The 11699-nt window shown below is 43.3% G+C and carries 10 protein-coding genes; 7 read left to right on the top strand and 3 right to left on the bottom strand.

The features are described from left to right. Positions 1-92: 92 nt before the first annotated feature. Both ACQKCP_RS04905 and ACQKCP_RS04900 read right to left on the bottom strand, forming a co-directional pair. Positions 93-1370, bottom strand: coding sequence for an MFS transporter (locus ACQKCP_RS04905; protein ID WP_427611505.1), 1278 nt, complete (start codon positions 1368-1370; stop codon positions 93-95). Positions 1371-1723: 353 nt separating this feature from the next. Continuing rightward, entirely contained in the window at positions 1724-2923 is a 1200-nt protein-coding gene (locus ACQKCP_RS04900; protein ID WP_427611504.1) for a sugar transporter, read from the bottom strand. Positions 2924-3657: 734 nt separating this feature from the next. On the opposite strand from ACQKCP_RS04900, the gene ACQKCP_RS04895 reads away from it, so the two are divergent. The 5 genes from ACQKCP_RS04895 (at position 3658) to ACQKCP_RS04875 (ending at position 8048) form a co-directional block, all read left to right on the top strand. Further along, positions 3658-4572, top strand: a complete 915-nt coding sequence (locus ACQKCP_RS04895; protein WP_427611503.1) for a hypothetical protein — start codon at positions 3658-3660, stop codon at positions 4570-4572. A gap of 57 nt (positions 4573-4629) precedes the next feature. Then, positions 4630-5214, top strand: a complete 585-nt coding sequence (locus tag ACQKCP_RS04890; protein ID WP_427611502.1) for a YqiA/YcfP family alpha/beta fold hydrolase — start codon at positions 4630-4632, stop codon at positions 5212-5214. Between the two features lie 97 nt (positions 5215-5311). After that, on the top strand, positions 5312-5944 hold the full coding sequence (locus tag ACQKCP_RS04885) for a TetR/AcrR family transcriptional regulator (RefSeq protein ID WP_427611501.1): 633 nt from the start codon (positions 5312-5314) through the stop codon (positions 5942-5944). 81 nt (positions 5945-6025) lie between these two features. Further along, positions 6026-7009, top strand: a complete 984-nt coding sequence (locus tag ACQKCP_RS04880) for an MDR family oxidoreductase (RefSeq protein WP_427611500.1) — start codon at positions 6026-6028, stop codon at positions 7007-7009. A 403-nt stretch (positions 7010-7412) separates the two neighbouring features. After that, complete coding sequence (locus ACQKCP_RS04875; RefSeq protein ID WP_424505811.1) at positions 7413-8048, top strand: hypothetical protein; 636 nt, start codon at positions 7413-7415, stop codon at positions 8046-8048. Between the two features lie 178 nt (positions 8049-8226). Here the strand turns inward: ACQKCP_RS04875 and ACQKCP_RS04870 are convergent, their stop codons facing one another. Further along, entirely contained in the window at positions 8227-8865 is a 639-nt protein-coding gene (locus ACQKCP_RS04870; protein WP_427611499.1) for a TetR/AcrR family transcriptional regulator, read from the bottom strand. Between the two features lie 377 nt (positions 8866-9242). Between ACQKCP_RS04870 and ACQKCP_RS04865 the strand changes: the two genes are divergently transcribed. Beyond that, the gene (locus ACQKCP_RS04865) at positions 9243-10394 is read left to right on the top strand and encodes an acyl-CoA dehydrogenase family protein (protein ID WP_427611498.1); all 1152 of its coding nucleotides are present in this window, start codon (positions 9243-9245) and stop codon (positions 10392-10394) included. Positions 10395-10456: 62 nt separating this feature from the next. Further along, entirely contained in the window at positions 10457-11665 is a 1209-nt protein-coding gene (locus tag ACQKCP_RS04860) for an acetyl-CoA C-acetyltransferase (RefSeq protein ID WP_427611497.1), read from the top strand. The last annotated feature ends 34 nt before the right edge of the window (positions 11666-11699 follow it).

Genomic DNA, 11699 nt, shown 5'->3' with positions numbered 1-11699 from the left:
ATAATAAGATAATCAGGCCAAATGCGCATACAGATGTCACTGGCAGCAAGAGCAAAGTATAGTTAGCAGTATCAATACTATAGAGACTGGAATTAAGCTTGTTTCTGTGGACGCAATAATAAGGCAAGTCCAAGCGCTACAAAAGCGGCGATACCAGATATCATATAACTGATACTAAAGTCACCAGTGACTTCTGCAAGATAACCTGCGGCTACTGGCCCAAGAGCTTGCCCACCTGAAAAAGCAAAGGTCAGCGCTGCGAGCGCACTTGCCGCCGCCGCAGGTCCGAAATAATCGCCTGCAGAAGCTGCCATAATGACAGGCACACTCCAAACCACTAAGCCAAACAGTATAATTGACAAGTAAAGCCCTAAACTCCAATCAGTAAGTCCGACCAACAGATAAGCGATGGCAAGGAAGAAAAAAGCCAGCGCCAGACCAAGGCGTCTACCAATATGGTCAGAAATCCAGCCAAACAACATGCCTGAGGACATGCTAAGCAGTCCAATCCATGCCCAAACACCACCAGCAGTCGCTTCACTCAGTTGATACGAGCCAACCATACTGGTCACGATGAAGGTAACGTAAACCATATAAGTAGCGCCATAAATGGCAAAGATAATACCTAAATGTACGAGTAGCTTAATATTGCTACGTTCTAGCTTTTTCTTATTTTTAACAGGTAAGGTAGGTGCGCGCCCAAAAGGGCTTTGTCTGACATCGTCTGGATGATTGCGAATCAAAGTAAAAGTAAGCCAAGCTACCGCAATATTAATCACGGCGAAAATTAGCCAACCTGTTTGCCAAGACAATAGAGTAGAGAAGGGTAAGAGTTTGGGTACGACGAAGCCTGATAAAATGATACCAAAGCCGGGTCCTGCCATGACCAATCCTAAAGCGAGCCCGCGGTGCGAAGGAAAAAACCAATGCGACATAACGCTCATCATTGGTAAGACCACGCCGCCGCTACCGATACCAGTCAGCACATAGAGTGCGCAGAGTATTGGAAAACTGGTGGTAAAAGCCATACCGAGCATAGAGACAGCAATGAGGAGGAGACTTGCCGTCGCAGTCGTTCGAGTACCCAACCGAGGTAGAATAAGCGGGCTTAGAAGCACAGCAACGAGATATCCTATTAGGTTGGTGAATCCCAATATACCGCTTTGGGTATAATTTAATCCTAGAGAAGATGACATGGATGGCAGTAACATGCCAAATGCGAATCGTCCTAACCCAAGTCCGCAGAACATTGCTACAGAGCCTGTAGCAGCAACGATCCAAGCATAATGCAATTTACCCAACCTAAGGGGCGCAGTGTTATCTTGATTTCCTTGCTCTGGACTGTCTTGTTGAGTCATTCCATCAGGCATCACGAATCTCCAACAAGTTGAAAATTCGCAATATATATCGTTACTAAATTTAGATCGTAGGTAATGACTTCCTTGTTTTGAATAGTATCCATCTCACACTCATCCTTTTGTGCTTAATCCTTATCAGTCCTTTATTAAGTATACTTATAGCCTAAGCATACTCATGTCCAATAAAATTAGTATAACTGCACCTGAACGTTCGTTCAATGAATATATAGGCAATCCTCGTAATGCTTTCATAGACCATAACAAAAAATGCCAGCCCATTTAGATGGCTGGCATTCTGCTTATTGTTCTCTGACGGTTCCTTCCCGACTGCTATTTTTGGCTATCCTTTAATATCGACTTATTATTTAGCCAAGTCGTTTACTCAGTTCAGGAAAACGCTTGATCATAAATAGCATCAAGAGTAATGCCACAACTGCGATAGCCGCACCGGTGTACCCTACGCTAGATAGTGAGATATGCGTCACGGCATAACCGCCGAATAGCGCACCCGTACCAATCCCCAAATTAATAATACCTGAGAACATCGACATTAGCATGTCTTGCGCATTGACATCGACCATGATGACTTTGGCCTGCATTGAAATAATCAGTAGCATGAGTGCCGCGCCCCAAAGTAAGGCGATAAAGCTGAGCGCCCATACAGAGGACACTGCTAGCAACAGCGCAAGCATAGACACGAGCATCAGTATGGTCGATATCAGCATCAATCTGGTATTGAACCGATCGCCCCAACGACTAAAAATCACACTGCCCACAATTCCTGCTGCACCGAATAGCAACAGTACAAAAGTAGCAGCGTTTTCACTGATATTGCCAACTTGGCGCATAAATGGTTCTATATAAGAATAAGCCGTATAGTGCGCTGTAAAGACTAATAAAATAAGCAGGTACAGACAGACCAATAAAGGGTTTTTAAGGAGTTCTGGAATCTTTCTAAAAGATCCTTCAAACATACTAGGTAGCGTTGGTAAGAGCCTCGCTTGTAGAATAAATACAATTAAGGCAATGACGCCAATACCGCCAAATGTCGCTCGCCAGCCAAACCATTGCCCAACTAAACGTCCCAGTGGCACACCCAGGACCATTGCTAACGATGTACCCGTTGCTAGTACGCTAAGCGCTAAGGCTTTCTTACCTTCAGGCGCGACACGTATCGCGATTGCAGCCGTGATGGACCAAAATATCGCATGCGATAACGCAATTCCAACTCGACTAATGAGTAGCACGTCAAAGCTCCATGCAAATACGGAAAGTACGTGACTGGCAATAAATACGGCAAAAAGACCCAAGAGCAAGCGCTTGCGCTCAAATTGACTGGTCAATAGCATTAGTGGCAATGACATCGCAGCGACAATCCAAGCATAGAGTGTTAACATCCAGCCAGTCTCTGCCGTCGTAATAGAGAAGTCTTGGGCAATGTCGCTCAACAGCGCCACAGGGACAAATTCTGTGGTGTTCATAATAAAGGCACTGACGCCCATCAAAAATACTTGAAAATACTGAGTTCGGCGAGCGTTTGAGCTGGCCTCAAGGTTATGTGTCATAAAATCCAATACAGATGCGAATACTACGTGTGATAGGTCAAAGTGGGGCAGGCTTAATTAGAATACAAGGTTTGCGGGGCAAGGTAGCAAGCCCACGTCGATCGTGAAAGGTGTTTTTTGATAAGGATTGTTAATTGGATGTTTATTGAGGATACTTAAGTAATATGAAACTGTCGTTAATCATATTGAATGCGTTGGGATACTTGCTAACGACCAAACTACAATTCATTTAAAAAGAAGCGACACCAGTTGTCGTAGAAGGTTTTAAGCGGCTTTATTTTTATAGGGGTTTATATTATAGTTATTGAGTCAGGCAAAAATAACAGGGCAAACAGTTAATCCTCGGGGCGCAATGCTTCACTTCTTAACTGAGTTTTTAAAGCGCTATCTTAGCGATGTTTTTTCAGCAATGTTATTTACGTTGAATATTAAACTTCTACGCCTGTACAAACCTAAAAAACTATATCTATTAATAAACAAAAAACTTAGTAGAGAAAGCTCGTTAACATTGCAAAAATATAAGCAATGTAACAGCGAAAAACTGTGGCTAAAAAGTCTATCCGAATTAAAAACTACTACCTTACCAAGTCGATTAATTTACTTAACTTTATAGATAATGACGTCATTTAAACAATGGCGAATAGGCTCGGCTGGCTTGAAATCAGAATTCAGAATATAACAACAACGAAAAACTGCAGCTAAACAACCGAAATCAAAATAATAAGGATATAACGATGACGACATTAACGTATCAGTTTGAGCAAAAACGGTTAGACAATATGCAGTGGTCGGGTGGCTCAAAGCTATCTGGTATAACGGCATTAGCAAGTGATGAGAAAGGCCGAGTACGAAAACAGCCATTGTTTTACCTCGAAACGGTTTCTATAGACAGTTATGAAGATGATATTTACTTTGTGAACAATACCGATGAGACACTCAGATGGGTAGCACCCTTTAAACCCTATCGAAGCATGAAAGAAGCCAGAGCAAAGCTAGGCGATACCAGTGATGAAAACTTACGTAAAGTGACGCTTTATAGTGATGACATGGATAGCGTATATCAGGATGTACTACCTAAGCAGGGCGTGCGGATTGGTAGTACTCATATCATGTATGACAGTGATGCGATGATGCAGTGGCTCATACACGTGCCCTATAAGGGGCCAGATACGCATTATGCAATTTGGCAATTTAATATAGTGGAAAAAGGCGGAATTCGCGGAATTTATCCATTGTTGTGGGATGATTTTAGTAAACCCTCGCACATGGTAAGTTGTGATTGTCTGTTTGAGCAAGCTGATATGCCGATAGAGGTCAGTATTTATGAAGAGCGCTGTGCAATGCTTGACAGGCTTATCGGTTTATTTGGGGTGTCCAATGCTATATTCATATTGGCAATCAATGATGTGCTCTATCGTTATGGCGTGGGCTGGAGCGCGCCTTATAGCGAGTCGGATATACAGGCGCAAGACATTGCGATGAAACTAACAGAACAAAAGCCAGAAAATGCAGAAGCGGTGAAAGCTATTGTCCAAGCGGTTTATGACTTTTGGTTTAATGAAGGCTTTGCAAGAAATATCTCAATACAGGCTTGTGAGGAGCTTTTGAGCCTGTATCAAGCGCAGATTGCTAGCCAAAAATCGGTTTAATTTATAAGCCAAATTATCAAGAAAAAACCTAAATAATAATTAAAAAAGGAGAACTTTATGATGTTTCCTATCGAAAATAATGATACGTTTTTATTGTTTTTTCATGGCCTTGATTCAAGCAATGAGACCAGTAAATATACCTGTATCACACGTGAGCCTAAATATTGCCAAACGGTCAATTATCGAGAGAGTTTTGCAGAAATATTTGAGATTTATGATGCTTTGATTCGCGAGAAAATCGCACAATACCCGCGAGTGGTGTTGGCAGGGCATTCGCTTGGTGGTTGGTTTGCCAATTATTTTGCTCACAAATACAACTTGCGCGCGCTGTTGCTTGCACCTTGTATCTATCCAAGTGAGGTATTAGCGGATCGTATCCCTGACGTGGCTGATATGAAGCTGTCTTTTCCCACGACCAATACCGAGATAGTACGAGTTATGGTAGAAGTCGATGATGAAAGTCTTGATGTGGCAGTGGCTAGAAGAACCTTAGTGAATCTGCCTGATAGCTGGGACGTCGATTATTTTGAAGGTAGTCATCACCGTATCGCTCGTAGTAGTGATATTTGGTATCACTTAACTCATCTGTGCGAAGATCCCATCGTTTGGATGGATGAGGCAACATATCATGGTGAAGACTAATAGCAAGGGCAGTCAAAAAACTGTCGCGACTGATGGATAAATAGACCGCTAAAAATAATTGATTGACATTACAGACGATCGGTCATAATATTCATGTATGACGATTACTAAGCCAAAAGCCCGTCGAGGGCGTCCACCCAATGTTGAACGAGAGTTTACGGATACCCGTGAAGCTCTTTTAAGATCTGGGATGGAGATGCTGACAGAGCAAGGCTTTGCGACCACTGGTATCGATGCCATACTCAAACGTATCAATGTGCCTAAAGGCTCTTTCTACAATTACTTCAAAAACAAGGAAGCGTTTGGACAGGAAGTATTGAGGCAATACGCGTTATATTTTGTTCGCAAGCTAGATCATTGTTTTTTAAATGAGCAAGTATCTCCTATGCAGCGTATCAGTGATTTCGTTGAAGATGCTAAGTCGGGAATGATCAAGCACGAATTTCGACGCGGCTGCTTGGTAGGTAACTTAGGCCAAGAGGTCGTAGTGTTGCCTGAGAGTTTTCGTTGTGAGTTAGAAAACATATTGCTTGATTGGCAGGAGCGTTTAGCGGTTTGCTTGCGTCTGGCAGTACAACAAGGACAAATACCTGTTAATAGTGATTGTGATGAGCTGGCTGCTTTCTTTTGGATTGGTTGGGAAGGTGCGGTTTTGCGTGCTAAGTTGACGCAAGATGTCAGTCCATTAGATACTTTTTTCCGAGGTTTTGTAGCAGGAATACAGAAGTAATTTTTTTATCTATATTTTTAGACGATTGGTCTAAATTATTTTTTACTCATTTATAGACGATTGGTCTAAATAGGAGCTACTATGTTTAATGCAATATTAATTGAAAAAAATGACGATGTTTATCAGTCTAATCTGACAGAGATACAGGACACGCAATTGCTAGAAAGGGACGTCACGGTTCGTGTGGCATATAGTACACTTAACTACAAAGATGGATTGGCCATCACGGGCCGTAGTCCTGTGGTACGCACATTTCCTATGGTTCCAGGTATAGATTTAGCGGGTACTGTCGAAACAAGCAGTCATCCTCGCTACAAAGTTGGCGACAAGGTGTTGTTAAATGGTTGGAGTGTGGGTGAGAAGTATTGGGGCGGTCTATCACAAAAAGCACGATTAAACGGTGACTGGCTTATCCCACTCCCTGAGTCGATGACTGAACGTCAGGCGATGGCAATTGGCACAGCAGGATATACCGCGATGCTTTGTCTAATCGCATTGGAGCGTCATGGACTGACACCAGAGCGTGGTGAAGTATTGGTGACTGGTGCTAATGGCGGCGTTGGTAGCTTTGCCATCGCACTTTTAGCAAACCAAGGTTACTCTGTCACAGCTTCTACGGGACGTCTAGAGGAAGCAGAATACTTAAAAAGCCTTGGTGCAACGACGATCATTGACCGTGCTGAACTGAGTAGTCCGGGACGCGCACTTGGAAAAGAGAGATGGGCTGCCGCAATTGATTCTGTTGGTAGTCATACGCTGGCCAACGTTTGTGCTAGCACGTGTGAGGATGGTCTAGTCGCTACTTGTGGATTGGCTCAAGGCATGGATTTCCCTGCTACTGTTGCGCCTTTTATTTTGCGCGGAGTCAGTTTGCTTGGTATTAATAGCGTGACGCGACCTTATGATGAGCGTGTAGAAGCATGGCAGCGTTTAAGCACAAGCTTGGATATGACGCAATTGGATGCAATCACCAGAGAGATTGGTCTAAGCGAAGTCATTCCGACAGCAAGTGAATTGTTGGATGGTAAAGTTCGTGGTCGAATAGTCGTTGATGTCAATCGTTAGGCTATCGAGCATAATTTTTAATACTTCAACCTTAACATTTCGATGTTGTGCCTCTTTTTAATACATGAATAAGTAGTGGATCGAAATGTCTAAGATTGAATGCGCAACGTGAAAAAGAATTATTCACAAACGGTCACAAATATCGGTATTTATTTTTTGTCATCTGATGTGCTATCATCGTTGAACCATCTATCGTGGGTTTAACAGTTTTGTTATCGCCGACCATGACAATAGTCTCATGGCGGCGTGACAAACCTTGCAACTTCCAGCACGATATAAAACAATTCTGGTAAAGCGCATGAGCCTGTACTCCGACAACCTCATTTGTGCCTGATTTTTTGCCTATTTGGGCGTATATCATACTTTTTCGTCGGAGTAACAGGAGTCTAAGGTGTTCAATATCATGAGCCACATTGCTAACCCATCTAAATATACCCGTCGTTATCACCCACGCCATTCTCTAGCGCAATATATTATCAATCAAATAGAGTCGCTTGAGCTGCGCCCGCAAGATATCGTCAAGCAAATGGGCTATCCTCTTAAACATACCATACCTGCCTATGACCGCCTGCGCCATGTACTGTCGAGCAAATTCCTTGGGCTTGATGGTAGCTATATGGACAAACACTTTACCGCTGATGAGTTTTTGGCAAAACTGTTTGCCGTACTTGAGATACCGTATCAGCCATTCGCAGAAGATATTGCGCAAATTAAATATGACTTAGCGAATTACTCTAATACATTGCCCAGATATAGCTTACGAGCGGAAGTGGATTTTACATTTACGAGTGCCGATAATTGGATGTCTCGTGGCGCGGCTTCACGTTTTGCGCAAGTACACTTGCCTAGCGGTTTTGCCAAACTAGACGATGCTGCACGTAAATCAGTGATTCAAGACAGTATCTGCGAGCATTATCAGCAGTATGAGGGCAGTTTGCCATACGACGGTATTATCAAAGGTTATCGACTGACTATTGAACAAAACAACCATGTGGTCGACCATGCAGAGTATGGATTGCCAAAATCTAGCAGTATTTAAAAAGTTTTGAGCGTATAAGTAGCACGAGCTGTTAACTACATTGATTGAATAATCACATTGACTAAAAAAATATAAAAAAGCCTCACTTTATCGTGGGGCTTTTTGGTTTTTTACGTTATGTTTTCTTGTAAGAGTCAAACACTGCTAAATATCAGTTTTATAAAATTCATTTTAAGCTTCAGGCCTCAGGTTTAGAGATTGCCCGCCATAAAATCACAAATAGCGCATCAAACTCTGCATTTAATGGTGTTTCTGTTTGGCGAATGGTATGCATTAAACCAAGTCGACTGATAAACCCCATAAACACATCGAACAGTATGTGCAGTGGAACGGTGTCATTAAGTACCCCACGATTTTGTCCATCTTCTAATACTGCCAAAAACGCGCCAATTAACTCTTTGTTTTCATAGATTGCGATATTACGTATCCGTGATGCCGAGACCGAAGACAACACCATCACCGCATCTGGGTGTGAGTCGACAAAATCAAAGCAGACCCACAGTGTCTTACGTAGACGATCTTGTACGCTATCAATCCCTTGCAGATGATCCATAATTCGAGCGGCTAATCTGCCGAGCACAATATCCATAATGGTATAAAACAGCGTTTGCTTATCCCCGAAGTACTTGTAGAGCGTTTGCAAAGAGACGTTTGCAGACTTTGCAATTTGCGCCATCGTCACCTCATTAGCGTCAAATCCTGCAAAGACTTTACGAACGGCCTGTTCAATTTTATCCAAAGTTGCGGGCCGCATATCGGATAGGGGCGCTAGAGATCGAGTTTGCGTCAGGCTGTCTGACTGAGTAAAGGTTTTCATATTTATCGCTTCTTAAAGTATTGGCTATTTGATACGTCCTATCAGTTAAATGATTTGTTCCATAATTTAACGTGATTAAATCAATAAGTAATGTAAATTACCATTTTTTTTAATTGATTGCGAAGTAGTTTTTCGTAGCCTAGTATAAGACTCATATATTAATAAATACAAAGAATTTATCGTATATCTATAACGGTAATATAAATTACCATAATTTACAAAATGGCTTAGATATAGTCAGTTCAATATAATTTCGATACAAGGAAACCGAGTGCAAGTTATACATTAGTATGCTTAGCGAGGATGACGATGTAGCTTATTTATATAGACTTGACTTTATAGTTGTTATTCACTCCACCTTGTCAAGGATAGACATCATGAGTATCGAAAAATTTACCCCAAACTGGATGACCGAAGAGCATCAGATGGTGTATGACAGCGCCTTAAAAATGTTTCAATCTTGGGATCCGAAAGATGAGCAGTGGCGTAAAAATGGCATGATCGATCGCGCTGCGTGGGAAGAGGCAGGCGAGATGGGGTTTTTGTGTGCAGCGATACCAGCTGAGTATGGCGGCGGCGGCGGGGATTTTGGTCATGAAGCGGCGCTTATCTACGCACAGACTGAGGCCAATCAATCGGGATTTGGCGGTATGGTGCATTCGGGCATTGTCGCGCCTTATATTTTAGACCACGGTACTGAAGAACAAAAACAAGCGTGGCTACCAAAAATGGCAACGGGCGAATATATCGGCGCTATCGCCATGACCGAGCCTGGTACTGGCTCCGACCTACAAAACATCAAAACCTATGCAGTAAAAGACGGTGATGACTACATTATCAATGGTTCAAAGACTTTTATCACCAATGGTCAGCATGCCAATCTTATCCTATTAGCGTGCAAAACAGACCGCGAAAAAGGTGCGCAAGGCGTCTCACTTATCATTATAGAAACGGATAAAGTAGAAGGGTTTGAGCGTGGACGTAACCTAGATAAGATTGGTCTGACGTCGCAAGATACCTCAGAGTTGTTCTTTAGCAATGTACGTGTGCCACAAACTAACCTGCTCGGCACGGTAGAAGGCATGGGCTTTATCCAAATGATGCAGGAGCTACCACGTGAGCGCTTAATTATTGCGCTATCAGGGGTTGGCTCAATGAAACTTGCTATTAATCTAACGCTAGATTATGTAAAAGGGCGCGAAGCCTTTGGCAAACCTATTTGGAAGTTTCAAAATACCCGCTTTAAGATGGCAGAATGCTATGCCGATTATCTGGCTGCCAGTACCATGTGTGATGCGGCAGTAGATGCGATGTTAGATGGCAAACTGTCTGTACCACATGCCTCATTAATCAAATACTGGGTCACTGAAAAGCAATGTGAAGTGATTGACGAATGTGTGCAACTATTTGGTGGTTATGGCTATATGACAGAGTATCCTATCGCACGTTTATATGCCGATGCGCGCGTGCAAAAAATCTATGGCGGTACCAATGAGATTATGAAAGAGTTGGCATCACGCTTTATGTAGACGCTTATATTATAAGACTACGATAATTATTGTTTATTTAAAAAATAAAAAAAGGATTTTTTATGACTGAGACTGCATATATTTATGATGCTATCCGCACGCCACGTGGCAAAGGAAAAAAGGACGGCTCCTTGTATCAGGCATCACCGATTTGGCTGACGCAAACTTTATTAAAAGAGATGCAACAGCGCCACAACTTGGATACCAGTTTGGTCGATGATGTGGTACTTGGCTGTGTGACGCCAGTGGGTGAGCAAGGCTCTGATATTGCCCGCATTGCTGCTATCGATGCTGGCTGGGCACAGAGTGTGGCTGGATTAACCTTGTCTCGTTTCTGTGCCTCTGGTCTTGAATCTATCAATCTGGCTGCGGCCAAAGTCATGTCAGGTATGGAAGACATGGTGGTGGCAGGCGGCGTTGAGTCTATGAGCCGCGTACCGATGGGCTCAGATGGCGGTGCTTGGTATATGGATCCGCGCGTCAATGAAGCGACGCATTTCGTGCCACAAGGAGTGGGTGCAGATACCATCGCAACGCTCAAAGGCTTTAGTCGTAGTGATGTCGATGCCTTTGCCACTGAGTCGCATCGCCGCGCGGCACAGGCTTGGGAGAACGGCTATTATGATAAATCGGTCATCCCTGTCACCGATATCAATGGCATGATGCTGTTAGATAAAGATGAAACTATCCGCCCTAATACCAACGTCGAGACTTTAGCGGGTCTTAAACCTTCTTTTATTATGCCAGGTAAAATGGGCTTTGATAGCGTTATTTTGGACCGATACACCACGATTGAAACCGTCAATCATGTGCATCATGCGGGTAATTCTTCTGGCATCGTTGATGGAGCGGCGATTTGTTTAGTCGGTAGCGCGGCAGCTGGTCAAAAAGCAGGACTAAAACCACGCGCCAAGATCACAATGGCTTCAGTCACTGGCTCAGAGCCTGCCATCATGCTGACAGGCCCGACACCCGCTTGCCAAAAAGCCCTCGCCAAAGCGGGCATGCAAGCCTCTGATATAGACCTGTGGGAAATCAACGAAGCATTCGCTGCTGTGCCGATGAATACCGCTGATGATTTTGGAATCTCGCTTGATATCGTCAACGTCAACGGTGGTGCGATATCCATGGGTCATCCGCTTGGTGCAACGGGCGCGATGCTAATGACGACTGTCCTTGATGAGCTAGAACGCCGCGACCTAAAGACCGCTATGATTACGCTATGTGTGGGCGGGGGTATGGGCATTGCCACGATTATCGAGCGCGTTTAACTTCTTTCTAAAATAGACTAAAAACCAATTAGAT

The sequence above is a fragment of the Psychrobacter sp. NPDC078631 genome, from assembly GCF_050268165.1.
In the GTDB taxonomy this organism is placed as follows: domain Bacteria; phylum Pseudomonadota; class Gammaproteobacteria; order Pseudomonadales; family Moraxellaceae; genus Psychrobacter.
This window is presented reverse-complemented; position numbering and strand designations above follow the sequence as displayed.

Coding starts and splice junctions, on each gene's coding strand:
- ACQKCP_RS04905 (WP_427611505.1), bottom strand. CDS start 1,370: ATGCCTGATGGAATGACTCAACAAGACAGTCCAGAGCAAGGAAATCAA.
- ACQKCP_RS04900 (WP_427611504.1), bottom strand. CDS start 2,923: ATGACACATAACCTTGAGGCCAGCTCAAACGCTCGCCGAACTCAGTAT.
- ACQKCP_RS04895 (WP_427611503.1), top strand. CDS start 3,658: ATGACGACATTAACGTATCAGTTTGAGCAAAAACGGTTAGACAATATG.
- ACQKCP_RS04890 (WP_427611502.1), top strand. CDS start 4,630: ATGATGTTTCCTATCGAAAATAATGATACGTTTTTATTGTTTTTTCAT.
- ACQKCP_RS04885 (WP_427611501.1), top strand. CDS start 5,312: ATGACGATTACTAAGCCAAAAGCCCGTCGAGGGCGTCCACCCAATGTT.
- ACQKCP_RS04880 (WP_427611500.1), top strand. CDS start 6,026: ATGTTTAATGCAATATTAATTGAAAAAAATGACGATGTTTATCAGTCT.
- ACQKCP_RS04875 (WP_424505811.1), top strand. CDS start 7,413: ATGAGCCACATTGCTAACCCATCTAAATATACCCGTCGTTATCACCCA.
- ACQKCP_RS04870 (WP_427611499.1), bottom strand. CDS start 8,865: ATGAAAACCTTTACTCAGTCAGACAGCCTGACGCAAACTCGATCTCTA.
- ACQKCP_RS04865 (WP_427611498.1), top strand. CDS start 9,243: ATGAGTATCGAAAAATTTACCCCAAACTGGATGACCGAAGAGCATCAG.
- ACQKCP_RS04860 (WP_427611497.1), top strand. CDS start 10,457: ATGACTGAGACTGCATATATTTATGATGCTATCCGCACGCCACGTGGC.